At 60.9% G+C, this 22,843-nt stretch carries 24 protein-coding genes; 17 read left to right on the top strand and 7 right to left on the bottom strand.

Translation table 11 applies throughout. The annotated features are described in order from the left end of the window. The first annotated feature begins 49 nt into the window (after window positions 1-49). Window positions 50-301 (top strand): sulfurtransferase TusA, encoded by a 252-nt coding sequence (gene tusA, locus HA46_RS03755; protein WP_033753239.1) that lies wholly within the window; start codon window positions 50-52, stop codon window positions 299-301. Window positions 302-313: 12 nt separating this feature from the next. Here tusA and HA46_RS03750 read toward each other — a convergent pair whose 3' ends face one another. Next, entirely contained in the window at window positions 314-2,611 is a 2,298-nt protein-coding gene (locus tag HA46_RS03750; protein WP_084882221.1) for a zinc/cadmium/mercury/lead-transporting ATPase, read from the bottom strand. Between the two features lie 86 nt (window positions 2,612-2,697). Then, on the bottom strand, window positions 2,698-3,327 hold the full coding sequence (locus HA46_RS03745; RefSeq protein ID WP_033792657.1) for a lysoplasmalogenase: 630 nt from the start codon (window positions 3,325-3,327) through the stop codon (window positions 2,698-2,700). A 158-nt stretch (window positions 3,328-3,485) separates the two neighbouring features. On the opposite strand from HA46_RS03745, the gene HA46_RS03740 reads away from it, so the two are divergent. Next, window positions 3,486-3,842, top strand: a complete 357-nt coding sequence (locus HA46_RS03740) for a DUF2500 domain-containing protein (RefSeq protein WP_084882220.1) — start codon at window positions 3,486-3,488, stop codon at window positions 3,840-3,842. Between the two features lie 71 nt (window positions 3,843-3,913). On the opposite strand, the gene HA46_RS03735 is transcribed toward HA46_RS03740, so the two are convergent. After that, the gene (locus HA46_RS03735) at window positions 3,914-4,186 is read right to left on the bottom strand and encodes a DUF1145 family protein (protein ID WP_033753227.1); all 273 of its coding nucleotides are present in this window, start codon (window positions 4,184-4,186) and stop codon (window positions 3,914-3,916) included. Continuing rightward, a complete protein-coding gene (rsmD, locus tag HA46_RS03730; protein WP_033792655.1) occupies window positions 4,176-4,775 on the bottom strand; it encodes a 16S rRNA (guanine(966)-N(2))-methyltransferase in 600 nt (199 codons plus the stop codon). Before rsmD ends, HA46_RS03735 begins: the two co-directional genes overlap by 11 nt. Before the next feature lie 235 nt (window positions 4,776-5,010). On the opposite strand from rsmD, the gene ftsY reads away from it, so the two are divergent. The 4 genes from ftsY (at window position 5,011) to rpoH (ending at window position 9,244) form a co-directional block, all read left to right on the top strand. Then, window positions 5,011-6,495, top strand: coding sequence for a signal recognition particle-docking protein FtsY (ftsY, locus tag HA46_RS03725; RefSeq protein ID WP_084882219.1), 1,485 nt, complete (start codon window positions 5,011-5,013; stop codon window positions 6,493-6,495). A gap of 5 nt (window positions 6,496-6,500) precedes the next feature. Then, entirely contained in the window at window positions 6,501-7,169 is a 669-nt protein-coding gene (gene ftsE, locus HA46_RS03720) for a cell division ATP-binding protein FtsE (RefSeq protein ID WP_033792652.1), read from the top strand. Continuing rightward, complete coding sequence (gene ftsX / locus HA46_RS03715; RefSeq protein WP_033792650.1) at window positions 7,159-8,142, top strand: permease-like cell division protein FtsX; 984 nt, start codon at window positions 7,159-7,161, stop codon at window positions 8,140-8,142. Before ftsE ends, ftsX begins: the two co-directional genes overlap by 11 nt. A gap of 244 nt (window positions 8,143-8,386) precedes the next feature. After that, window positions 8,387-9,244 carry an RNA polymerase sigma factor RpoH gene (gene rpoH / locus HA46_RS03710; RefSeq protein ID WP_033792649.1) on the top strand — a complete coding sequence of 286 codons (858 nt, stop codon included), beginning with the start codon at window positions 8,387-8,389 and terminating at the stop codon, window positions 9,242-9,244. Between the two features lie 48 nt (window positions 9,245-9,292). Here rpoH and panM read toward each other — a convergent pair whose 3' ends face one another. Further along, window positions 9,293-9,679, bottom strand: coding sequence for an aspartate 1-decarboxylase autocleavage activator PanM (panM, locus tag HA46_RS03705; RefSeq protein WP_033792648.1), 387 nt, complete (start codon window positions 9,677-9,679; stop codon window positions 9,293-9,295). Window positions 9,680-10,079: 400 nt separating this feature from the next. On the opposite strand from panM, the gene HA46_RS03700 reads away from it, so the two are divergent. The 5 genes from HA46_RS03700 to livF all read left to right on the top strand — a co-directional run bounded on the left by HA46_RS03700 (window position 10,080) and on the right by livF (window position 14,949). Further along, window positions 10,080-11,207, top strand: coding sequence for a branched-chain amino acid ABC transporter substrate-binding protein (locus HA46_RS03700; RefSeq protein ID WP_033753212.1), 1,128 nt, complete (start codon window positions 10,080-10,082; stop codon window positions 11,205-11,207). A 71-nt stretch (window positions 11,208-11,278) separates the two neighbouring features. Further along, a complete protein-coding gene (livH, locus tag HA46_RS03695) occupies window positions 11,279-12,205 on the top strand; it encodes a high-affinity branched-chain amino acid ABC transporter permease LivH (protein ID WP_033753535.1) in 927 nt (308 codons plus the stop codon). Then, entirely contained in the window at window positions 12,202-13,470 is a 1,269-nt protein-coding gene (locus HA46_RS03690; protein ID WP_084882218.1) for a high-affinity branched-chain amino acid ABC transporter permease LivM, read from the top strand. The genes livH and HA46_RS03690 overlap by 4 nt, the downstream gene beginning before the upstream one ends. After that, a complete protein-coding gene (livG, locus tag HA46_RS03685) occupies window positions 13,467-14,234 on the top strand; it encodes a high-affinity branched-chain amino acid ABC transporter ATP-binding protein LivG (protein WP_033792646.1) in 768 nt (255 codons plus the stop codon). Before HA46_RS03690 ends, livG begins: the two co-directional genes overlap by 4 nt. A 1-nt stretch (window position 14,235) precedes the next feature. Then, window positions 14,236-14,949, top strand: coding sequence for a high-affinity branched-chain amino acid ABC transporter ATP-binding protein LivF (gene livF, locus HA46_RS03680; protein ID WP_033753206.1), 714 nt, complete (start codon window positions 14,236-14,238; stop codon window positions 14,947-14,949). On the opposite strand, the gene HA46_RS03675 is transcribed toward livF, so the two are convergent. Continuing rightward, on the bottom strand, window positions 14,946-15,125 hold the full coding sequence (locus HA46_RS03675; RefSeq protein WP_084882217.1) for a hypothetical protein: 180 nt from the start codon (window positions 15,123-15,125) through the stop codon (window positions 14,946-14,948). The two genes, livF and HA46_RS03675, sit on opposite strands and share 4 nt — an antisense overlap. A gap of 135 nt (window positions 15,126-15,260) precedes the next feature. Here HA46_RS03675 and ugpB point away from each other — a divergent pair, with 135 nt between their 5' ends. The 5 genes from ugpB (at window position 15,261) to ugpQ (ending at window position 20,185) form a co-directional block, all read left to right on the top strand. Continuing rightward, window positions 15,261-16,577 carry a sn-glycerol-3-phosphate ABC transporter substrate-binding protein UgpB gene (gene ugpB / locus HA46_RS03670; RefSeq protein WP_084882216.1) on the top strand — a complete coding sequence of 439 codons (1,317 nt, stop codon included), beginning with the start codon at window positions 15,261-15,263 and terminating at the stop codon, window positions 16,575-16,577. Window positions 16,578-16,639: 62 nt separating this feature from the next. Continuing rightward, window positions 16,640-17,527, top strand: a complete 888-nt coding sequence (ugpA, locus tag HA46_RS03665; protein ID WP_084882215.1) for a sn-glycerol-3-phosphate ABC transporter permease UgpA — start codon at window positions 16,640-16,642, stop codon at window positions 17,525-17,527. Then, complete coding sequence (gene ugpE, locus HA46_RS03660) at window positions 17,524-18,369, top strand: sn-glycerol-3-phosphate ABC transporter permease UgpE (protein ID WP_033792642.1); 846 nt, start codon at window positions 17,524-17,526, stop codon at window positions 18,367-18,369. Before ugpA ends, ugpE begins: the two co-directional genes overlap by 4 nt. 2 nt (window positions 18,370-18,371) lie before the next feature. Beyond that, the gene (locus HA46_RS03655) at window positions 18,372-19,445 is read left to right on the top strand and encodes a sn-glycerol-3-phosphate import ATP-binding protein UgpC (protein ID WP_033792641.1); all 1,074 of its coding nucleotides are present in this window, start codon (window positions 18,372-18,374) and stop codon (window positions 19,443-19,445) included. After that, entirely contained in the window at window positions 19,442-20,185 is a 744-nt protein-coding gene (ugpQ, locus tag HA46_RS03650) for a glycerophosphodiester phosphodiesterase (RefSeq protein WP_084882214.1), read from the top strand. Before HA46_RS03655 ends, ugpQ begins: the two co-directional genes overlap by 4 nt. On the opposite strand, the gene HA46_RS03645 is transcribed toward ugpQ, so the two are convergent. Further along, window positions 20,182-20,460, bottom strand: coding sequence for a DUF2756 domain-containing protein (locus HA46_RS03645; RefSeq protein WP_033792639.1), 279 nt, complete (start codon window positions 20,458-20,460; stop codon window positions 20,182-20,184). The genes ugpQ and HA46_RS03645 overlap by 4 nt on opposite strands. 187 nt (window positions 20,461-20,647) lie before the next feature. Here HA46_RS03645 and ggt point away from each other — a divergent pair, with 187 nt between their 5' ends. Further along, window positions 20,648-22,402 (top strand): gamma-glutamyltransferase, encoded by a 1,755-nt coding sequence (gene ggt, locus HA46_RS03640; protein WP_084882213.1) that lies wholly within the window; start codon window positions 20,648-20,650, stop codon window positions 22,400-22,402. Window positions 22,403-22,843 lie beyond the last annotated feature (441 nt).

The following is a 22,843-nucleotide window of genomic DNA, read 5'->3' as shown; positions in this document are numbered from 1 at the left end:
CGGGGCACCGCGTTAAAATGAGCGCCCCCTGTTTAGAACCGAGTGATTTATGAGCGACAACTTCTCCCATGCCGACCATCAGCTGGATGCCCTGGGCCTGCGCTGCCCGGAGCCGGTAATGATGGTGCGTAAAACGGTCCGCACCATGCAGGATGGAGAAACGCTGCTGATTATCGCCGACGACCCGGCCACCACGCGCGATATTCCCGGCTTCTGCCGCTTTATGGAACATCGCCTGCTGGCGCAGCAGACCGACACCCTGCCTTATCACTACCTGATCCAGAAGGGCCTCGGCGCCTGATCGCCGCGCCTGCTACCTGCGACGCGCGCGCAGCAGCCGCAGCGCGTTAGCGGTCACCAGCGCCGTCGCACCGGAGTCGGCGACCACTGCCAGCCACAGGCCGGTCAGGCCCAGCAGCGTGGTTACCAGAAACAGCGCCTTCAGCCCCAGCGCAATGGCGATATTTTGCCGCAGCGTGGCGCGCGTGCGTCGCGCGAGCGTCACCAGCGACGGCAGCAGCGGCAACGCATCGCGCGTCAGCGCGGCGTCAGCGGTCTCCAGCGCGATATCGCTGCCGCTTCCCATGGCGATGCCGATAGTGGCCGCCTTCATCGCGGGCGCGTCGTTGATGCCGTCGCCGACCATCGCCAGCGGTCGCTGCTGGCCCAGCGCGCGAATGGCGTCGACCTTGTCACCAGGCAGCAGGCCGGCGCGAAAGTCGATGCCGAGTTCGCCGGCGATCGCCGCCGCCGCCCGCGGGTTGTCGCCGGTGAGCATCAGGCTCTCAATGCCCATTCTCTTCAGCTCCGCCAGAGCGTCGCGCGCGTCGGCGCGCAGGTTGTCGCGCAGCGCCAGCGCGCCCAGCGGTTCGCCGTCGCGCAGGATCGCCACCAGCGTTTGTCCCTGTTCTTCCTGCTGCAGGATCTGCGCGCGCTGTGCAGCGCTCAACGCGCCGACGCAGCCGGGCGACAGCAGCTCGACCTGCGCGCCCTCGACCTGCGCGGCGATGCCGCTGCCGGCCAGCGTCATCTGCTGGCTGGCGGAGGGCAGCGTGAGTTGCCGCTCGCTGGCGGCCGCAACGATCGCCGCGGCCAGCGGATGCGTCGAGCCTTGTTCCACCGCCGCCGCCAGCGCCAGCAGCTCATCCTGCGAGGCGGAGGAGAAGCAGAGCACGGCGGTAACCTGCGGTTTGCCCTGAGTCAGGGTGCCGGTTTTATCGAAGGCCACGGCGCGTATCCGGCTGAGACGCTCCAGCGCCGCGCCGCCTTTAATCAGCGCACCCTGGCGCGCGGCGGCGGCCAGGCCGGAGGTAATGGCGGCGGGCGTGGCGATCACCAGCGCGCAGGGGCAGCCGATCAGCAGCAGCGTCAGCCCCTTATAGATCCACGGCAGCCAGCCGCCGAAGCCGAGTAGCGGCGGCACCGCCATCACCAGCGCGGCCAGCAGCATAATCAGCGGCGTATAGAGACGGCTGAAGCGATCGATAAAGCGCTCGACCGGCGCGCGATGGCTCTCCGCCTCTTCGATCAGGGTGAGAATACGGTCGATGGCGCTGGCGCCGGGTTCAGAGGTTACTTCGAGCTGAATCAGACGATCGACGCTGGTGGCGCCCGCCAGCAGCGCATCCCCTTTTTCATGCGTGACCGGCAGCGATTCGCCGGTCAGCGCGCTTTCGTCCAGGCTCGCCTCGTCGCTCAGCAGGCGGCCATCTACCGGCAGGCGTCCGCCCGCCGCCACTTCGATAACGTCGCCGGGACGCAGCGCCGCCAGCGCCACGGTCTCCCGCCTGTCGCCATTAAGCCGCGTGGCGTTTTCCGGGCGCAGCGCCATCAGCTGCGTCACGCCGCTGCGCGCGCGCGCGGCGGCAAAAGCTTCCAGCCGTTCGCCCAGCAAAAACAGCAGCAGCACCATCGCCGCTTCGGCGTGGGCGCCGATCAGCAGCGCGCCGGCGGCGGCAACGCTCATCAGCGTTTCGATAGTAAAGGGCGAGCCGCTGCGCGCGCGTCGCCATGCGCTGCGCGCCACCGGCCACAGGCCGATCAGCGTCGTGAGGATAAACAGCCCGTCGCCCCAGCGCGGCATAAACTGGCTCAGAATCACGCTGGCGAGCAGCAAAGCGGCAAGCAGCAGCAGGGCGCGGTTTTCGCGCCAGCGGGAAGCGGGGCGGGGTGTGGGGGCATCGTCGATCAGCGAGAAGCCGGCGCGTGCGACCGCCTGTTCAACCGCAGTGGAGACATCGGCGCTGGCCTCGACCAGCAGCTTTTCGCTGGCGAAGACGACGCGGGTGCGCAACACCTCAGGAAGCTGGCTGACAGCGGTTTCAACGGTGCGGGCGCAGCCTGGACAGTCCATGCCGCTGACGCGCCAGCTAAAGCGCCAGCCGCCTTGCCTGTCGCTCTCTTCGTCGCTGCCGCCGGCATGCTCCTCGCCGTCCGGGCCGCCGTTCGCCTCGCAGCAACCGCCGCCGCAGACTGGCTGAACAGGCGAAGCGGCGCGGATGTTAAGCCGCGCGGACGCGGCGCCAGGCAGCGCGCACAGCGGTTTAGGGGCGGAATGGATGTGGCGAGAGCGGCCGCAGCCGCAAGCGTGTTCGTGATGATGTTGCTGCATAAAACCTCCAGTAACGGACGGGCGATCCCGCCCGCTACTGCATCCTACACTCTGGAGTCGACTCCAGAGTCAAGAGAGGTTTTATATCAGAAGAGCCACAGCGAGCGGACAATCATAAAGTGGCCGGCAAAGTAGCAGGCGGCGACGATGGCGCTGTCGGCGCGAAAACGGCGGCGATAGTGGCTGACGAACCAGACGATATTCGCCAGCAGCAGCAGGCTCGCGCCCACCATCAGCGTGAAGCTATCGTCGGTGGGACGGAAGAGATACTGCTCGGTGGCCAGCCAGGTCATCACCAGCGTCATGCCGATCAGCGTGCAAATCGGCCAGCGCAGCGTCTCCAGGCGATTCCAGATGGTCGCGATGGTGACGGCGCCGATAATCAGCAGCGTCAGCGGAATCGGCCAGTAAAAGGTCATCGTCATGCTGGCGGCGAAGCAAATGGTGTACAGCAGATGAGAAAGGAAAAAGGCGCCCAGCGCATAGAGCATCTGCTGGCGCGGCAGCAGCAGCAGCGCGTCGCCGATCAGCGTCGCGAGCAGTCCGGCGATAATCAGGTAATCGGTAGGTTTCAGCACCGGCGCCTGCCAGGCCCAGCCCACCATCAGCAGCAGCGTGACGGGTTTGAATAGCCAGCGCTGCCACTGCGGGCCGCGATAGGATGCGTCAACATAGAGCCAACCGGAGAAAAGTACGGCAAGAAATGACCAAAGCATTGCTGCTCCCTTAAGGACAACCTGTCCATCAGATGGTGAAAATTCCCAATAAGTCGATCTCAGTTTAGGTTACGGCCTCGCAATGTGACAATCAGGCAACTCTGGTTGTATGCTTCACCCGCATTGCTTTCCAGAGCTTAACGAGACGAGAAAAAACCATGAGCAAACCACCGCTACTCTTTTTTATCGTACTGGCCGTTATCGCCGTGCTGGCGACCCGCCAGTTTATCAAGCAGCGGCGCGAGGCGGCGGTGAACGACGCCTCGCCGGTGCGCACGCTGATGGTGAAGGTCAAGACCAAGCGGGAATATCCGTCGCCCAATCGGCGTTCGCGCCAGCGCGAAGTCATCGCGGGGGAGGAGATGCGCTACGAAGCCTGGTTCCATCCCCTGAACGGCGCCAGCGATATTAAAGCGATTGTGGGCGAGCGTGACTACAACCAGATGGATACCGGCGCGAAGGGCGAGCTGAAGATGCAGGGATCGCGCTTCATCAGCTTTACGCCGGCGCAGTAAAAAGCGGATTCGATAACGTGCCCGGCGCGGGTAAGAGGAACCTTACCCGCCTGTAGAGGATGTGAGCTGTTCTACTTCTTCTTCGGAAAATTGGCCTTCTGCCACGCCAGCAGTTCAAACACGCCGAACAGAAAGATTTTGGTTTGCGTCCAGCGATCGATCGGCGGCGCGTCCTTCGGCTGGGTGGCGCGCAGCAGCGTCAGCTGCAGCCCGTGCATCAGGATCATAAAGAACAGCGCGACGTGGATAAAATAGCGCAGCGGTTTAGGGTAGGGATCGACCAGGTTAAAAAGTAAAAAAGCCCAGACGCACAGCATTAACAGGCGGCCTAAATTAAGCAACATCGGATGTCTCTTGTTGTCGGTGATATAAACGATACGCCACTTGTCCGGCGATCTTCTCGCGATGCAGCGCCCAGCTAGCAGGCACCGGCGGCGCGCCGTGCTCGACTTCGCTCTCTACATAAATCATCGCCTCGTTTGCCAGCCAGCCATTCTGCTCCAGCAGCTGAAGCGTTTGCTCCAGCAGCCCTTTGCGGAATGGCGGGTCGACGAACACCACGTCGTATGGCTCGCCGGAAGCGGCCAGCCAGTTGAGGGTGTTGACGTTGATCACCTGCGCGTCGCTGGCGCGCAGGGTGTGTAAATTCTTCTCCAGCTGCTGCGCCACCGGACGTTCCAGCTCCAGCAGCGTCACCGAACCGGCGAAGCGCGACAGCGCCTCCAGGCCGAGCGCGCCGCTGCCGGCGAAGCAGTCAAGGCAGCGCGCCTGCTGCAGCACCGGCGCCAGCCAGTTAAACAGGGTTTCACGAACGCGATCGGTGGTGGGACGCAGTCCGGCGCTGTCGGGCACCGGCAGTTTGCGTCCGCGCCACTGGCCGCCGATGATGCGGATTTGTCCGGCACCGCCTGTGCCACGAGGGGTTTTACTCATCTTGCTCACAACTCGTCATAATTTGTTGCGTAGTTTAACGGGCGAACGGATGAGAAGAAACGGTAAAAAAGGGTGCTGTGGTGCGCTGGCTGGAAAGTGTTAGACTAGTGAGTTGCTGAAGTCATACATAATTCTGCCGTTTTTCGCCCTTTCGGCGGTAAAAACCAGAGCTAATTTTTATCCCCTGGGAACAGCGAGCGACCGGGATTAAGCCATCGAGGAGTGTCGTCACACAATGGCAAAAGAGAAAAAACGTGGCTTTTTTTCCTGGCTGGGATTTGGCAAAGAAGAAGAGACACAACAGCCTGCTGAAACGCCTGAACAGCAGCCAGATGATGCTGCGCTAGCGCAGGCGGAAACCGAAGCGGCGCATACCGTCGAGCTGACCGAACAGGTCGCCGAGGCGCAGCGCGCAGCGCCGGCGCAGGCCGCGGAAGAGCATGTTGCCGCAGAAGAGCGCGTTACCGCAGAGCCGGAAGCGGAAGCGATCGTCCAGAAAGCGCAGGATGCGGAAATTATCGCGCCGCTGGAGGAGATCGTTCCGGAAGAAGAGCCGGAGCTGGCGCCGACGCCTGTCGCAGACGAGATATTGCCGGAAACGCTGCCGGAGGAAGAGCAGCCGCTGGATGACGAAGAGCTGGCCGCGCTGGCGCTGGCGGAAGCGCCGCAGGACGAAGCGTCGGAAGAGATCGCCGCGGAAGCGGAAGCGATCGCCGTTGAGAGCGACGCGCAGGATACGGTCAGCGATCTGCCGCTCGCCGCCGCGCCCATTATTTCCCAGGAGCAGGAACGCCCCACCAAAGAGGGATTCTTCGCGCGCCTGAAGCGCAGCCTGGTCAAAACGCGCCAGAACCTTGGCTCCGGCTTTATCAGCCTGTTCCGCGGTAAAAAAATCGACGATGACCTGTTTGAAGAGCTGGAAGAGCAGCTGCTGATCGCCGACGTCGGCGTCGAGACCACGCGCCGCATTATCACTAACCTGACGCAGCAGGCGAACCGCAAACAGCTGCGCGACGCGGAAGCGCTCTACGGCCTGCTGAAAGCGGAGATGGCGGGCATTCTGGCGAACGTAGACGCGCCGCTCGACGTCAGCGGCAAAGGGCCGTTCGTGATCCTGATGGTCGGCGTCAACGGCGTTGGTAAAACCACCACCATCGGCAAGCTGGCGCGCCAGTATCAGGCGCAGGGCAAATCGGTGATGCTGGCGGCGGGCGATACCTTCCGCGCGGCGGCCGTGGAGCAGCTGCAGGTGTGGGGCGAACGTAATCATATTCCGGTCGTGGCGCAGCATACCGGCGCGGATTCCGCCTCAGTGATCTTCGACGCCATTCAGGCGGCGAAAGCGCGCGGTGTCGACGTGCTGATCGCCGATACGGCCGGTCGTCTGCAGAACAAATCCCATCTGATGGAAGAGCTGAAGAAAATCACCCGCGTGATGAAAAAGCTGGACGAGGAGGCGCCGCACGAAGTGATGCTCACGCTCGACGCCAGCACCGGCCAGAACGCCATCAGCCAGGCGAAGCTTTTCCATGAAGCGGTCGGCCTGACCGGTATTACCCTGACCAAGCTGGACGGCACGGCGAAAGGCGGCGTGATCTTCTCGGTGGCCGATCAGTTCGGCATCCCGATTCGCTATATCGGCGTCGGGGAAGGCATAGAAGATTTGCGGCCCTTCAAGGCCGAGGATTTTATTGAGGCACTGTTTGCCCGAGAGGACTAATTGGGATGATTCGCTTTGAAGAGGTCAGTAAGGCATATCTCGGCGGGCGCCAGGCGCTGCAGGGCGTAGATTTCCATCTGCGGCCGGGCGAAATGACGTTCCTGACCGGCCATTCCGGCGCCGGTAAGAGTACCCTGCTGAAGCTGATTTGTGGCATTGAGCGTCCGAGCGCGGGCCATATCTGGTTCAGCGGTCACGATATTTCGCGGCTGCGCCACAGCGAGGTGCCGTTTCTGCGTCGCCAGATCGGCATGATCTTTCAGGATCACCATCTGCTGATGGATCGTTCGGTCTACGACAACGTGGCGATCCCGCTGATCATCTCCGGCGCCAGCGGCGAAGATATCCGCCGCCGCGTATCAGCGGCGCTGGATAAAGTCGGTCTGCTTGATAAAGCGAAAAGCTTTCCGATTCAGCTCTCCGGCGGCGAGCAGCAGCGCGTGGGCATTGCGCGCGCCGTGGTGAACAAGCCCGCCGTGCTGCTGGCGGACGAACCGACCGGCAACCTGGACGACGCGCTGTCGGAAGATATTCTGCGTCTGTTCGAAGAGTTCAACCGCGTGGGCGTCACCGTACTCATGGCGACGCACGACAGCGGGCTGATCGCGCGGCGACGCTATCGCGTCATGACGCTCAATCAGGGACGCCTGCATGGAGGCCACGATGGTCAATAAACGCAACAAGCGCCCCGCTGCGCCAAAAGCGAAAGCGCCGTCTAAAAGCAAAGCGCTGAAGGGCGGCTGGCAGGAACAGTGGCGCTACGCGTGGCGCGGCACCCTGTCGGATATGTATCGCCAGCCGCTGGCGACGCTGCTGACGGTGATGGTGATCGCCATTTCGCTGACGCTGCCCAGCGTCTGCTACATGGTGTGGAAAAACGTCAGCCAGGCCGCGACGCAGTGGTATCCCGCGCCGCAGCTGACGGTTTATCTGTCGAAAACGCTGGACGATACCGCCGCGGAAAATGTGGTGGCGCAGCTCAAGCAGGTCGACGGTGTCGATAACGTTAACTACCTGACGCGAGAAGAGGCGCTGAACGAGTTCCGCAACTGGTCGGGCTTTGGCGGCGCGATGGATATGCTGGAGCAGAATCCGCTGCCGGCGGTGGCGATCATCACGCCGAAGCTTAACTTCCAGAATTCCGACACCATGCAGAACCTGCGCGACAGCGTCGCGAAAGTGCAGGGCGTCGACGAAGTGCGCATGGACGACAGCTGGTTCGCCCGCCTTGCGGCGCTGACCGGGCTGGTGGGCCAGGTCGCGTCGATGATCGGCATTCTGATGATTGTCGCGGTGTTCCTGGTGATCGGCAACAGCGTACGGCTCAGCATCTTCGCGCGGCGCGATACCATCAACGTGCAGAAGCTGATCGGCGCCACCGACGGCTTTATTCTGCGCCCGTTCCTTTACGGCGGAGCGCTGCTCGGCTTAAGCGGCGCGGTGCTGTCCCTGATCCTCTCCGAGGTGCTGGTACTGCGTCTGCAGTCGGTGGTGGCGCATGTAGCGCAGGTCTTCGGCACCACTTTCTCGCTGGAAGGCTTCTCGTGGGATGAAGGGCTGCTGCTGCTGCTGATCGCCGCGATCATAGGCTGGATCGCCGCCTGGCTGGCGACAGTGCAACATTTACGTCGTTTTACGCCCCAGTAACCGCCTGCAACGTTTTTTTGGTATAATGGTCCTCTGCTGCCGACGATCCGGGCGCAGAGGAACCTCTCCTCTCTTCCCGCCTCGTCATCTGTGTGTAAAATATTCACTGCTATAATTGAACTTGTGGATAACTTAGCTACTCTAAGTAGCACAGATTGCTTTCGGATTTTCCCCGGCGTTGACTTAAGGTAACGTCTGCTCAAAGGGAAGACGCAGCGATTTAATAACCATTGTGAGGGTTTGAATGACCAAAGAAATGCAAACTTTAGCTATTGCTCCTCTTGGCAACCTGGAATCTTACGTTCGGGCCGCCAACGTCTGGCCGATGCTGTCGGCAGAAGAGGAAAAAGCGCTGGCTGAACGGCTGCATTACCAGGGCGATCTGGATGCGGCTAAGACGCTGATCCTGTCTCACCTGCGCTTTGTAGTTCATATCGCTCGTAATTACTCCGGTTACGGCCTGCCTCAGGCGGACCTGATTCAGGAAGGGAACATCGGCCTGATGAAGGCGGTGCGTCGCTTTAATCCTGAAGTGGGCGTGCGTCTGGTCTCTTTCGCCGTGCACTGGATTAAAGCCGAGATTCACGAATACGTGCTGCGCAACTGGCGTATCGTGAAGGTCGCTACCACGAAAGCGCAGCGCAAGCTGTTCTTTAACCTGCGTAAAACCAAGCAGCGTCTGGGCTGGTTCAATCAGGACGAAGTCGAGATGGTGGCGCGTGAACTAGGCGTAAGCAGCAAAGACGTGCGTGAAATGGAATCGCGTATGGCCGCGCAAGATATGACCTTCGATATGTCCGCCGACGATGAGAGCGGCGAAGGCAAAGCGATGGCGCCGGTGCTTTATCTGCAGGATAAAACGTCGGATTTCGCCGACGGCATCGAAGAGGACAACTGGGAATCGCACGCGGCGGACAAGCTGAGCGATGCGATGCTGGGCCTTGACGAGCGTAGCCAGCACATTATCCGCGCCCGCTGGCTGGACGAAGATAACAAAACCACGCTGCAGGAACTGGCGGATCGCTACGGCGTATCGGCCGAACGCGTACGGCAGCTGGAAAAAAACGCCATGAAAAAACTGCGCATGGCGATTGAAGCATAACGGAACAGTAAAAACGGGCGACGCGAAGTCGCCCTTTTTTTTTGCCCGCTATTTAACCCAGCCATCCGCCTGCGCGCGAAAGCCGCAGGCCTGCATAAACGCCGCGCGTTCGCCCTGATTCGCGCTGCCGTCGTCCGCCACCCACCAGCCTGAGACCGATCCGTTCTGTGCCAGGGTCTCTTCCAGCAGATAACGCCCTACGCCGCGACGTCGCGTCACCTCGCGCACTTCCAGCTGCGAAATGTTTCCCTGCGTCCCCGCAATCGCCAGCTTTAACGCTCCCAGCAGCCGCGCATTGAAACGCGCGGCGTAAAGGCGAACGTTTTCGTTCAGGCTGCTTTCCAGCGCGGCAATATCCTCATCCGGCCAGATTTTCGCAAGGTCGATGCGGTCCTGCGCGCTCAGCGTGGTCAGGCGCAGAATAGTGAGTTTCATAACAAACACCTGTACTAGTCGAAAGGGCATAGTGTAGCGAATTTAGACAGTCAGAGCGCCGTCACTTTTTTAAGTTGAAAACAGGTCAAAAGATGGTCTGGATGCCAGGATAGAGGAGATAAAGAACAATAACAGACGCAAAAGCCAGCATAACGCGCTGGAGAAATGGCGGAAGTGCCTGCATAACAACCAGATGATTATGCTGTTTCAGCCGGCTATTTCCCAATGTGTCAGTTGATTTACAGAAGAAACTTCCTGTTTAATAACCTGAAAAATAAAGCCTTATTACCAAAAAATACCGGAAAAGCACGCTAAATCATTCATTAACATCATTTTTCGGCTTTATCCGGTAGCAACAGCAAACCACAAATCACAGACACAACAAGATGGGGAAGTCCGCATGAAAATGAGTAAAGGCCGCGCATTACTGGCGGGTTGCGTTGCGCTGGCGATGAGCCACGCCGCCCTGGCTGCCGACATCAAAATCGCCATCGTCGGCGCCGTAACCGGCCCTGTCGCGCAGTATGGCGATATGCAGTTCACCGGCGCCGCGCAGGCGATTAAGGATATCAACGCCAAAGGCGGCGTAAACGGCAATAAACTGGTAGGCGTAGAGTATGACGACGCCTGCGACCCGAAACAGGCCGTGGCGGTGGCGAACAAGGTCGTCAACGACGGCATCAAGTACGTTATCGGTCATCTTTGCTCCTCTTCTACTCAGCCTGCGTCCGACATCTATAACGACGAAGGCGTGCTGATGATTACCCCGGCGGCCACCGCGCCGGAGCTGACCGCGCGCGGTTACGAAACCATTATGCGCACCACTGGCCTGGACTCCGATCAGGGCCCGACCGCCGCAAGCTATATTCTCGATCAGATCAAGCCTAAACGTATCGCCGTCGTGCATGACAAGCAGCAGTACGGCCAGGGCCTGGCGGAGTCGGTGCAGAAAACCCTGAAGGCGAAAGGCGGCAACGTGGTGCTGTTTGAAGGCATCACTGCGGGCGATAAAGACTTCTCCACGCTGATCGCGCGCCTGAAAAAAGAGAACGTCGACTTCGTCTACTACGGCGGCTACTACCCGGAAATGGGTCAGATTCTGCGCCAGGCGAAAGCGGCTGGCCTGAACGCCGGCTTTATGGGTCCGGAAGGCGTGGGCAACGCCTCGCTCTCCAACATCGCGGGCGACGCCTCGGAAGGCATCTATGTGACGCTGCCGAAGCGCTATGACCAGCTGCCGGAGAACAAGGCGATCGTCGACGCCATCAAGACCAACAGCGCGCAGAACCGCAAAGATCCGACGGGTCCGTTCGTCTGGACCACCTATGCGGCGATCCAGTCGCTGGCGGCCGGCATCGAGCGCAGCAAGAGCGACGAGCCGGAAGAGATTGCGAAAAACCTGAAGGGCGGGGAGCCGGTACCGACAGTGATGGGCAACCTGAGCTGGGACCAGAAAGGCGATCTGAAAGGCTTCGAGTTCGGCGTATTCAAATGGCACAAAGACGGTTCTTCAACCGCAGTTAAGTAATGGTTCCATCGGCAGACCAATCCCTTGCCGCGTCGGCAGGGGATTTTCCCGTTCTCATGCAGGTCTTCACTATGTCCGAGCAGTTTCTTTATTTCACACAGCAGATGCTTAACGGGGTCACCCTCGGCAGCACCTACGCGCTGATCGCCATCGGTTACACCATGGTTTACGGCATTATCGGCATGATCAACTTCGCCCACGGCGAGGTCTATATGATCGGCAGCTATGTCTCCTTTATCGTGATCGCCGCCCTGATGATGATGGGCATCGACACCGGCTGGCTGATGATCGCCGCCGGCTTCGTGATGGCGATCCTGATCTCCAGCGCCTACGGCTGGAGCATCGAGCGCGTCGCCTATAAGCCGGTGCGATCGTCGAAGCGCCTGATCGCGCTGATCTCCGCCATCGGCATGTCGATCTTCCTGCAAAACTACGTCAGCCTGACGCAGGGCTCGCGCGACCTCGCGCTGCCGAGCCTGATTACTGGCCAGTGGACGCTGGGCCAGAGCAACGGCTTCGCCGCCACCGTCTCCACCATGCAGATCGTGATCTGGCTGGTGACCTTCCTGGCGATGCTGGCGCTGACGCTGTTTATCCGCTATTCGCGCATGGGCCGCGCCTGCCGCGCCTGCGCCGAAGATTTGAAAATGGCGAGCCTGCTCGGCATCAATACCGACCGCGTGATTTCGCTGACCTTCGTGATCGGCGCGGCGATGGCGGCGGTGGCGGGCGTGCTGCTCGGCCAGTTCTACGGCTCGATTAACCCCTTTATCGGCTTTATGGCCGGCATGAAAGCCTTTACCGCTGCGGTGCTGGGCGGCATCGGCAGCATTCCGGGCGCGATGATTGGTGGCCTGGTGCTCGGCATCGCCGAAGCGCTGACCTCGGCCTATCTCAGCACCGAATATAAAGACGTGGTCTCTTTTGCGCTGCTGATCGTGGTGCTGCTGGTGATGCCGACCGGCATCCTGGGTCGCCCGGAGGTTGAAAAAGTATGAAATCCTCCTTTATCAATGCGCTGCTCTCCTCCGTGATGCTGCTGGTGCTGGCCAGCTTCTTTATGGGGATGCGGCTTGGCCTCGACGGCACGCAGCTGGTGGTGCAGAGCGCCGGCGACGTGCGCTGGAACTGGATTTTCGTCGGCTGCGGCGTGGTCTTTCTCTATCAGCTGCTGCGCCCGTTCTGGCAGCGCGGCCTGAAAAAGATTTCCGGTCCGGCGCTGGTGCTGCCCGGCATAGACGGCTCTACGCCTAAGCAGAAGCTGTTTATGCTGGCGCTGATCGTCGTGGCGGTCGCCTGGCCCTTTTTCGTTTCGCGCGGCGCGGTGGATATCGCCACGCTGACGCTGATCTACGTGATGCTCGGCCTCGGACTCAACGTGGTGGTCGGCCTCTCAGGTCTGCTGGTGCTCGGCTACGGCGGCTTCTACGCTATCGGCGCCTACACCTTCGCGCTGCTGAATCACTATTTCGGTCTCGGCTTCTGGGAGTGTCTGCCGCTGGCGGGCATCGTCTCGGCGCTGTTCGGGCTGCTGCTCGGCTTTCCGGTGCTGCGTCTGCGCGGCGACTATCTGGCGATCGTCACGCTCGGCTTCGGCGAGATCGTGCGCATTCTGCTGCTGAATAACACCGCGCTGACCGGCGGCCCCAACGGCATCGCGCAGATCCCCAAGCCTTCGCTGTTCGGCCTGGAGTTCGGCCGCAAAGTCTCTGAAGGCGGCTGGAGCACCTTCCACGAGTTCTTCGGCCTGAAATATGATCCCAGCGACCGCGTGATTTTCCTCTATCTGGTGGCGCTGCTGCTGGTGGCGCTGACGCTGTTCGTGATTAACCGCCTGCTGCGTATGCCGCTGGGCCGCGCCTGGGAAGCGCTGCGCGAAGATGAGATCGCCTGTCGCTCGCTCGGCCTGAGCCCGACGCGCATCAAGCTGACCGCCTTTACCATCAGCGCCGCTTTCGCCGGCTTCGCCGGCACGCTGTTCGCCGCGCGCCAGGGCTTTGTCAGCCCGGAGTCCTTTACCTTCGTCGAATCCGCCTTCGTGCTGGCGATTGTGGTGCTGGGCGGCATGGGCTCGCAGTTCGCCGTGATCCTCGCCGCTATTCTGCTGGTGGTGTCGCGCGAGCTGATGCGCGATCTGAACGAATACAGCATGCTGGTGCTCGGCGGCCTGATGGTGCTGATGATGATCTGGCGTCCGCAGGGGCTGCTGCCGATGAAGCGTCCGCACCTGAAACTGAAGCAGAAACAAGGAGAGCAGGCATGAGTCAGCCTTTATTAGCCGTTGAAGGCCTGATGATGCGCTTCGGCGGCCTGCTGGCGGTCAATAACGTGGCGCTGGAGCTGCGCTCGCAGGAGATCGTCTCGCTGATCGGGCCCAACGGCGCGGGAAAGACCACCGTATTCAACTGCCTGACCGGCTTCTACAAGCCGACCGGCGGCACCATTAAGCTGCGCGAGCAGCATCTGGAAGGCCTGCCCGGCCAGCAGATCGCCCGCATGGGCGTGGTGCGCACCTTTCAGCACGTTCGCCTGTTCCGCGAGATGACGGTAATCGAGAACTTGCTGGTAGCGCAGCATCAGCATCTGAAAAGCGGCCTCTTTTCGGGCCTGTTTAAAACGCCCGCTTTTCGTCGCGGCGAGAGCGAGGCGCTGGATCGCGCCGCCACCTGGCTGGAGCGCATCGGACTACTCGATCTCGCCAACCGTCAGGCGGGCAATCTGGCCTACGGTCAGCAGCGTCGCCTGGAGATCGCCCGCTGCATGGTGACGCGTCCGGAGATCCTGATGCTGGACGAACCGGCGGCCGGGCTGAATCCGAAAGAGACGCACGAGCTGGATGAGCTGATCGCCGAACTGCGCGGCGAGCACAAGGTTTCAGTATTGCTGATTGAACACGATATGAAACTGGTGATGGGCATTTCCGACCGTATCTATGTGGTGAACCAGGGTACGCCGCTGGCCAACGGCACGCCGGAAGAGGTGCGTAATAATCCGGATGTGATCCGAGCCTATTTAGGAGAGGCGTAACATGGCAAATCCGATGTTATCCGTTAACAACGTCAGCGCGCACTACGGCAAGATCCAGGCGCTGCATAACGTCAGCCTGCATATTAGCCAGGGCGAAATCGTCACGCTCATCGGCGCCAACGGCGCGGGGAAAACCACGCTGCTCGGCACGCTGTGCGGCGAGCCGCGCGCCACCCAGGGCAGCATTACCTTCGACGGCAAAACCATTACCGACTGGCAAACCGCGCGCATCATGCGCGAGGCGATCGCCATCGTGCCGGAAGGACGCCGGGTGTTTTCGCGCATGACGGTAGAGGAAAACCTGGCGATGGGGGGCTTTTTCGCCAGCCGTCAGGAGTATCAAACGCGCATTGCGCGCGTCTATGAGCTCTTTCCGCGTCTGGCGGAGCGTAAAATCCAGCGCGCGGGCACCATGTCCGGCGGCGAGCAGCAGATGCTGGCGATCGGCCGCGCGCTGATGAGCCAGCCGCGTCTGCTGCTGCTGGACGAGCCCTCTTTGGGGCTGGCGCCGATTATTATCCAGCAGATCTTCGACACCATCGAGCAGCTGCGCAAAGAGGGGATGACCATCTTCCTGGTGGAGCAGAACGCCAACCAGGCGCTGAAGCTGGCGGATCGCGGCTATGTGCTGGAGAACGGTCACGTGGTGCTGGAAGATACGGGCGAGGCTTTACTCTCCAACGAAGCCGTCCGCAGCGCTTACTTAGGCGCCTAGGCCTGGCTTACTTGCCATTTCGGCAGCGGGCAGTGCTCGCATTCCTCACGTACTTTAGTACGCTCCGGATGCTGCGCGCTGGCCGTTGCCGAACTGGCTGCGCCGCCGACGGCCTTGGGCATTGGATAATGTCTGGCTATGACACCGACGGCCTTTGGCTGTTGTGCGATAAACATTTCAGGTCATTCCTTCATCTGGCCGTCATGCGGCTGTCATCTCGCTGTTATTAATCCGTCATTTTCCCGTGTCATGTTACTTCGCGAACAAAAAATGCGTGATATCGCGCGCACCTACCTGCACAGGAAAATTCTATGTCCGTGTTGAAGACACAAAGTAGACTGATGAGCGTGGTTCTGGGCCTGGCCATCAGCGGCAACGCGCTGGCCGCCACTGAAATTCCTTTCTGGCACTCAATGGAGGGCGAGTTAGGCAAAGAGGTCGATTCTCTGGCGCAGCGTTTCAATCAGGCGCACCCCGACTATAAAATCGTGCCGACCTACAAAGGTAACTACGAACAGAGCCTCGCGGCAGGCATCGCAGCGGTGCGTACCGGCAAAGCGCCGGCCATTTTGCAGGTTTATGAAGTCGGCACCGCCACCATGATGGCTTCGAAGGCGATCGTGCCGGTGCATCAGGTCTTCCAGGACGCGGGCATTCCTTTCGATGAGAAACAGTTCGTGCCGACCGTGGCGGGCTACTACAGCGACGCCAGCGGCCATCTGATTTCTCAGCCGTTTAACAGCTCCACGCCGGTGCTCTATTACAACAAAGACGCCTTTAAAAAAGCGGGCCTGAACCCCGACCAGCCGCCGAAAACCTGGCAGGAGCTGGCGAAAGACGCCGACGCGCTGCGTAAAGCGGGCCTGACCTGCGGCTACGCCAGCGGCTGGCAGGGCTGGATCCAAATCGAAAACTTCAGCGCCTGGCACGCATTGCCGGTCGCCAGCAAAAACAACGGCTTCGACGGTACCGACGCGGTGCTGGAGTTCAACAAGCCGGTGCAGGTGCGCCATATCCAGATGCTGGAGGAGATGAACAAGAAAGGCGACTTCATCTATTTCGGCCGTAAAGACGAATCCACCGCCAAGTTCTATAACGGCGACTGCGGCATTACTACCGCCTCTTCGGGGTCGCTGGCGGATATCAAACACTACGCCAAATTCAACTTCGGCGTCGGCATGATGCCCTACGACGAAAGCGTACCGAACGCGCCGCAGAACGCCATTATCGGCGGCGCCAGCCTGTGGGTGATGAAAGGCAAAGACGCCAACACCTACAAGGGCGCCGCGGAGTTTATGCAATTCCTCGCGCAGCCGGAAATCGCCGCTGAATGGCACCAAAAAACCGGCTACCTGCCGATTACCACCGCCGCTTACGAGCTAAGCAAGCAGCAGGGCTTCTACGACAAGAACCCTGGCGCGGATATCGCGACGCGTCAGATGCTGAACAAAGATCCGCTGCCGTTCACCAAAGGCATGCGTCTGGGCAACATGCCGCAGATCCGCACCATCGTGGACGAAGAGCTGGAAGGCGTCTGGACCGGCAAGCAGTCGCCGCAGGCCGCGCTGGATAACGCGGTAAAACGCGGCAACGAGCTGCTGCGCCGCTTTGAACAGCAGGTGAAATAACCTGTGACGCTAAAAGGGCCGGCGCGTGCCGGCCCTGTTCTCTTTCTCAGACAGAGTACGCTATGTCTTCATCTCGTCCGGTGTTTCGCACCAGCCTGTTGCCCTATCTGCTGGTGCTGCCGCAGCTGCTGATTACCGCCATCTTTTTCCTCTGGCCCGCGGGCGAAGCCCTGTGGTATTCGCTGCAAAACCTCGATCCGTTCGGCATCTCCAGTACCTTCGTCGGCCTGGACAATTTCAGGCGCCTGTTTCAGGACAGCTACTATCTCGAGGCATTCTGGACCACCATCGTGTTCAGTACGCTGGTCACGGTATGCGGCATGGTGCTGTCGCTGCTGCTGGCGGCGCTGGTGGATTACGTTATCCGGCTGCGCAAGCTCTATCAGACGCTGCTGCTGCTGCCCTACGCGGTGGCGCCCGTGGTCGCGGCGGTGATGTGGATGTTTCTGTTCAATCCCGGCCTCGGCCTGATTAGCCACTTCCTCAACCAGCTTGGCTATAGCTGGAACTACGCCCAGAACAGCGGCCAGGCGATGTTCCTGATTGTCGTCGCCTCGATCTGGCAGCAGATGAGCTACAACTTTTTATTCTTTTTCGCCGCCCTGCAGTCGATTCCGAAATCGCTGGTGGAAGCTGCGGCGATCGACGGCGCCGGGCCGGTGCGGCGCTTCTTCAATCTGTCGCTGCCGCTGATCGCGCCGGTGAGCTTTTTCCTGCTGGTGGTGAACCTGATCTACGCCTTCTTCGACACCTTTCCAGTTATCGACGCCGCGACCGGCGGCGGGCCGGTGCAGGCCACCACCACGCTGATCTACAAAATCTATCGCGAAGGCTTTACCGGGCTGGATCTCTCTTCGTCGGCGGCGCAGTCGGTGGTGCTGATGCTGCTGGTGATCGGCCTGACCATTATTCAGTTCCGCTTCGTTGAGCGTAAGGTGCAGTACCAATGATTGAAAACCGTCGCGGGCTGGATATCTTCAGCCACACGCTGCTGGTGCTGGGCGTGCTCACGATTCTGTTTCCGCTCTATGTCGCCTTCGTCGCCGCCACGCTGGATAACGAGGCGGTCTATCAGGTGCCGATGACGCTGATCCCCGGCACCCACCTGTGGGAGAACGTCTCGCGCATCTGGACCCAGGGCGTTAACGGCAGCGGCCCGGCGTTCAGCCTGATGCTGCTGAACAGCCTGATCATGGCGTTCGGCATTACCGTCGGCAAAATTACGGTGTCGATGCTCTCCGCCTTTGCGCTGGTCTGGTTTCGCTTTCCGCTGCGCACGCTCTTTTTCTGGCTGATCTTTATCACGCTGATGCTGCCGGTCGAGGTGCGTATTTTCCCGACGGTGCAGGTCATTGCCGATCTCAATCTGCTCGACAGCTATAGCGGCCTGACGCTGCCGCTGATGGCGTCGGCCACGGCGACCTTTCTGTTCCGCCAGTTCTTTATGTCGCTGCCGGACGAGCTGATCGAGGCAGCGCGCATCGACGGCGCCAGCGCGCTGCGCTTCTTCTGGGACATCGTGCTGCCGCTGTCGAGAACCAACCTCGCGGCGCTGTTCGTGATCACCTTTATCTACGGCTGGAATCAGTATCTCTGGCCGCTGCTGATCGTCAACGACGCCTCGCTCAGCACCGCGGTGGCGGGGATCAAAAGTATGATCTCCACCAGCGGATCGCCGACGCAGTGGAACGAAGTGATGGCGGCAATGTTATTAACCCTGATCCCACCGGTGGTGGTGGTGCTGGTCATGCAGCGCGCGTTCGTGCGTGGCCTGGTCGAGAGCGAGAAATAAGCATGGCAGGCGTAACCCTTCAGGCGGTAACCAAGTCCTACGACGGCAAGAATCAAATCATTCAGCCGCTGAACGTCACCGTTAACGACGGCGAATTTATGGTGATGGTCGGCCCCTCCGGCTGCGGCAAATCGACGCTGCTGCGCATGGTGGCCGGGCTGGAGCGCGTCACCTCCGGCGATATCTATATCGACGACAGGCGAGTCACCCAGCTGGAGCCGAAAGATCGCGGCATCGCCATGGTGTTCCAGAACTACGCGCTCTACCCGCATATGACGGTCGAGGAGAATATGGCCTACGGGCTGAAGATCCGCGGCATGAGCAAAGAACATATCCGCCTGCGCGTGCTGGAGGCGGCACGCAGCCTGGAGCTGGATCAGCTGCTGAGCCGCCGTCCGCGCGAGCTTTCCGGCGGCCAGCGCCAGCGCGTGGCAATGGGCCGCGCTATCGTGCGCGAGCCTTCGGTGTTCCTGTTCGACGAGCCGCTCTCCAACCTGGACGCGCGGCTGCGCGTGCAGATGCGGCTGGAGCTGCAGCAGCTGCACCGTCGCCTGCAAACCACCAGCCTTTACGTGACGCACGATCAGGTCGAAGCGATGACGCTGGCGCAGCGCGTGATGGTATTGAACAAGGGCTTTGTCGAGCAGATCGGCACGCCTGTAGAGATTTATGAGCGCCCAGCCAGCCAGTTTGTCGCCTCCTTTATCGGCGCGCCGGCGATGAACCTGATTGATGGCCAGATCGGCAGCGACGGCTCGCGCTTCAATATCGACAACTCCTACTCCCTGCCGCTCGGCGACATCAAGGCGAAGTGGGCGAATCGCGCCGTGACGCTCGGCATTCGTCCCGAACATGTGCGGATCGGCCCGGGAGAGCGCGAGGGCATTCCGCTGCGCGTAGAGACGCTGGAGCTGCTCGGCGCGGACAACCTTGCGCACGGGCGCATCGGCGAGACGCCGCTGGTGGTGCGTCTGCCGCACAGCGAACGCCCGCAAGCGGGCAGCACGCTGTGGCTGCATCTGCCGTCGGATGCGTTACACTATTTCGATTCAACTACCGGAAAGCGTCTGGAATGAGCACATACAGCTGGCCCTATCCTCATATCGTGGCCCATCGCGGCGGCGGCAAACTGGCCCCGGAAAATACCCTGGCGGCGATCGACGTCGGCGCGGAGTGGGGTCATACCATGATCGAGTTCGACGCGAAGCTGTCGCAGGATAAGCAGATTTTTCTGCTGCACGACGACACGCTGGATCGCACCAGCAACGGCTGGGGCGTAGCGGGGGAGCTGCCGTGGGAAAAACTGGCGCAGCTCGATGCGGGCGGCTGGTTCGGCAAGGCGTTCGACGGCGAACCGCTGGCGCTGCTCCCCGACGTGGCGGCGCGCTGTCGCCAGTACGGCATGATGGCCAATATCGAAATCAAACCGACTACCGGCAGCGAGGCGGAAACCGGCCGCGCCATCGCCCATGCGGCGAAAACGCTGTGGCAGGGCATGACCGCGCCGCTGCTGTCGTCGTTTTCTTACGTGGCGCTGGAGTCGGCGATGCAGGCGGAGCCGGATCTGCCGCGCGGCCTGCTGCTTGATGCGTGGGATGAGGCGTGGCAAAGCAAAACCGCCGCGCTGGCGTGCGTGTCGATTCACCTGAACCACAGGCTGCTCGACGCCGGGCGCGTAGCGGCGCTGAAGGCCGCCGGCCTGCATATTCTGGTCTACACGGTGAACGACCCGGACCGGGCGCGCACTCTGCTGAAATGGGGCGTCGACGCCATCTGCACCGATCGCATCGACATCATCGGCCCCGACTTCCGTTAATTACGGTTCTGCTGCTGTCCCGGCTGCGTGTTGATAACGCGCTGCTGGGCGCTGCTGCGCTGTTCCTGCATTTTGCGCTGTATCTGCTGCGTCTGCTGCTGCTGATCCTGCTGCAGTTTGCTCTGCTGCTGCTGTTGCTGGATTTGCATCTGCGTCTGCATACGCTGCTGGCTTGGATTGTAGCCCGGCTGATTAGGTTGATTAGTGTTGTTCAGCATATTAGCCATGCTGCTAAGCGGCAGCAGCGCGGCAAAGAGAATTAACCATTTTTTCATGTGACTTCCTCCGTCAACGCGGCCTCACCGGCGTGTGATGCGCCGTGGCCGCAGCTATAAGTTTAGCAACCTCACAAACTTCTCCCCCAGGAACGCACCGAATTTGACTTAGATGTTATTTTTTTGCTGTATTTGTAAACACTTGCCTGCGCGATAACAAATGTAAACAACTGAAAAGGGTAGAGGGATGATGATGCGAGGAAATATACGCCAGCTTGGCTGGGCTGTGATGATGAGTTTAACGGTGGTCAGCGTCGCTGACGCCGCTGCGCCTGCCAGCGCGCCGCCCGTCTCTTATGGCGTCGAGGATGATACCTTTCATCCCGTGAGGGCGCAGAACGGCATGGTGGCCTCGGTCGATGCGCTGGCGACGCAGGTTGGCGTGGATATCCTGCGCCAGGGCGGCAACGCGGTGGACGCCGCCGTCGCCGTCGGCTTCGCGCTGGCGGTGACTCATCCGCAGGCGGGCAACCTTGGCGGAGGCGGCTTTATGCTGCTGCGCACCGCATCTGGCCGCGCCACCTCTATCGACTTCCGCGAAATGGCGCCGGGCCGCGCCTCGCGCGATATGTTCCTCGACAAACAGGGTAACGCCGACAGCAAGCTGTCGCTGACTTCTCATCTCGCTTCGGGCACGCCCGGCAGCGTGGCGGGCTTTGCGCTGGCGGCGCAAAAATATGGCACGCTGCCGCTCAGCACGCTGCTGGCGCCGGCGATTAAACTGGCGCGCGAAGGCTATGTGGTCAACGACGCGCTGGCGGACGATCTGAAAACCTACGGCACGGAAGTGCTGCTGGCGCATCCCAACAGCAAGGCGATTTTCTTTAAGCCTGACGGCACGCCGTGGCAGAAGGGCGATCGTCTGGTGCAGAAGAATCTCGCCCACAGCCTGCAACTCATTGCGCAGCAGGGTCCGGACGCTTTTTATAAAGGGGAAATCGCCGACGAGATCGCCAGCGAGATGGCGCAGCACGGCGGCCTGATCGGCAAAGCGGATCTGGCGGCCTACCGCGCCGTCGAGCGTAAGCCGATCAGCGGCACCTACCGCGGCTATGAGGTCTTCTCTATGCCGCCGCCCTCATCCGGCGGAATTCATATTGTGCAGATCCTGAATATCCTGGAAAACTTCGATCTGGCGAAAATGGGCTTCGGCAGCGCCGACGCGATGCAGGTTGTTGCCGAAGCGGAGAAATACGCCTATGCCGACCGTTCGGAGTACCTTGGCGATCCCGATTTTGTCAAAGTACCGTGGCAGGCGCTCACCAGCAAAGCCTACGCGAAGTCGATCGCGCAGCAGATTGACGTGGCGAAAGCGCGTCCGTCGAGCGAGATTAAGCCCGGCAAGCTGGAACCCTATGAGAGCAACCAGACCACGCACTTTTCGGTCGTAGATAAACAGGGCACGGCGGTCGCGGTGACCTATACCCTGAACACCAATTTCGGCAGCGGCATCGTCGCGGGCAACAGCGGCATCCTGCTGAACAACGAGATGGACGACTTCTCCGCCAAGCCCGGCACGCCTAACGTCTATGGACTGGTCGGCGGCGAAGCGAATGCGGTACAGCCCGCCAAACGTCCGCTCTCGTCAATGTCGCCAACCATTGTGGCAAAAGGGGGCAAAACCTGGCTGGTGACCGGCAGTCCGGGCGGCAGCCGCATTATCACCACCGTGCTGCAAATGGTGGTAAACAGCGTCGATTTTGGAATGAACGTCGCAGAGGCGACCAATGCGCCACGCTTCCACCATCAGTGGTTGCCGGATCAGCTGCGCGTTGAAAAAGGGTTCAGCCCGGATACGCTGCGCCTGCTTGAGAATAAGGGGCAGCATGTGAAAGTATTGCCGGCGATGGGCAGCACGCAGAGCATTATGATCGGGCCGGACGGCACGCTTTACGGCGCGTCGGATCCGCGTACGCCAGGGGATTTGAGCGCGGGATATTAAAATATTGATCTGCTGCGCAGGCGGGACTGGGTGCAGGTTTCGTTCGCCCGATAAATGAGCAGTTTCATTTCGCCCGCTGCGGGCGACCGAGCAGGGCCGGTGGGCGCCGGCCCTGCACCCGCGCCCCGGGCCAGCTCACCCGCCCGCTGCGCGGGTCCCTTCGCTTCGTCAGGATTTCTGACGGACCGCGCAGGACAGGCCGTCCTGGCCTGGCCCGCGCTTTCGGCGACGTCCTGTCGCCTCATCCTGAAATCCTTCCTCCGCTCAGCGGCTGCGATGGCCCCCAAAACCCCCGCTGCAAATCCTGATTCCTGAAGGCGCAACGTCGTCGCTGAAAGCATGCGTTATGCGCTCAGACGTCGCTGTCGTTAATGAAAACCAAGGAAATTACAGGCGGGGCAGTCAGAGGCATCCGACACGCTGAGGCGCGCACGGCGGCCA

Source organism: Pantoea septica (assembly GCF_002095575.1).
GTDB lineage: Bacteria > Pseudomonadota > Gammaproteobacteria > Enterobacterales > Enterobacteriaceae > Pantoea > Pantoea septica.
Note: the sequence above shows the minus strand (reverse complement) of the source record. Positions and strands in the feature narration are given on the sequence as shown.

Coding starts and splice junctions, on each gene's coding strand:
- tusA (WP_033753239.1), top strand. CDS start 50: ATGAGCGACAACTTCTCCCATGCCGACCATCAGCTGGATGCCCTGGGC.
- HA46_RS03750 (WP_084882221.1), bottom strand. CDS start 2,611: ATGCAGCAACATCATCACGAACACGCTTGCGGCTGCGGCCGCTCTCGC.
- HA46_RS03745 (WP_033792657.1), bottom strand. CDS start 3,327: ATGCTTTGGTCATTTCTTGCCGTACTTTTCTCCGGTTGGCTCTATGTT.
- HA46_RS03740 (WP_084882220.1), top strand. CDS start 3,486: ATGAGCAAACCACCGCTACTCTTTTTTATCGTACTGGCCGTTATCGCC.
- HA46_RS03735 (WP_033753227.1), bottom strand. CDS start 4,186: ATGTTGCTTAATTTAGGCCGCCTGTTAATGCTGTGCGTCTGGGCTTTT.
- rsmD (WP_033792655.1), bottom strand. CDS start 4,775: ATGAGTAAAACCCCTCGTGGCACAGGCGGTGCCGGACAAATCCGCATC.
- ftsY (WP_084882219.1), top strand. CDS start 5,011: ATGGCAAAAGAGAAAAAACGTGGCTTTTTTTCCTGGCTGGGATTTGGC.
- ftsE (WP_033792652.1), top strand. CDS start 6,501: ATGATTCGCTTTGAAGAGGTCAGTAAGGCATATCTCGGCGGGCGCCAG.
- ftsX (WP_033792650.1), top strand. CDS start 7,159: ATGGTCAATAAACGCAACAAGCGCCCCGCTGCGCCAAAAGCGAAAGCG.
- rpoH (WP_033792649.1), top strand. CDS start 8,387: ATGACCAAAGAAATGCAAACTTTAGCTATTGCTCCTCTTGGCAACCTG.
- panM (WP_033792648.1), bottom strand. CDS start 9,679: ATGAAACTCACTATTCTGCGCCTGACCACGCTGAGCGCGCAGGACCGC.
- HA46_RS03700 (WP_033753212.1), top strand. CDS start 10,080: ATGAAAATGAGTAAAGGCCGCGCATTACTGGCGGGTTGCGTTGCGCTG.
- livH (WP_033753535.1), top strand. CDS start 11,279: ATGTCCGAGCAGTTTCTTTATTTCACACAGCAGATGCTTAACGGGGTC.
- HA46_RS03690 (WP_084882218.1), top strand. CDS start 12,202: ATGAAATCCTCCTTTATCAATGCGCTGCTCTCCTCCGTGATGCTGCTG.
- livG (WP_033792646.1), top strand. CDS start 13,467: ATGAGTCAGCCTTTATTAGCCGTTGAAGGCCTGATGATGCGCTTCGGC.
- livF (WP_033753206.1), top strand. CDS start 14,236: ATGGCAAATCCGATGTTATCCGTTAACAACGTCAGCGCGCACTACGGC.
- HA46_RS03675 (WP_084882217.1), bottom strand. CDS start 15,125: ATGTTTATCGCACAACAGCCAAAGGCCGTCGGTGTCATAGCCAGACAT.
- ugpB (WP_084882216.1), top strand. CDS start 15,261: ATGTCCGTGTTGAAGACACAAAGTAGACTGATGAGCGTGGTTCTGGGC.
- ugpA (WP_084882215.1), top strand. CDS start 16,640: ATGTCTTCATCTCGTCCGGTGTTTCGCACCAGCCTGTTGCCCTATCTG.
- ugpE (WP_033792642.1), top strand. CDS start 17,524: ATGATTGAAAACCGTCGCGGGCTGGATATCTTCAGCCACACGCTGCTG.
- HA46_RS03655 (WP_033792641.1), top strand. CDS start 18,372: ATGGCAGGCGTAACCCTTCAGGCGGTAACCAAGTCCTACGACGGCAAG.
- ugpQ (WP_084882214.1), top strand. CDS start 19,442: ATGAGCACATACAGCTGGCCCTATCCTCATATCGTGGCCCATCGCGGC.
- HA46_RS03645 (WP_033792639.1), bottom strand. CDS start 20,460: ATGAAAAAATGGTTAATTCTCTTTGCCGCGCTGCTGCCGCTTAGCAGC.
- ggt (WP_084882213.1), top strand. CDS start 20,648: ATGATGATGCGAGGAAATATACGCCAGCTTGGCTGGGCTGTGATGATG.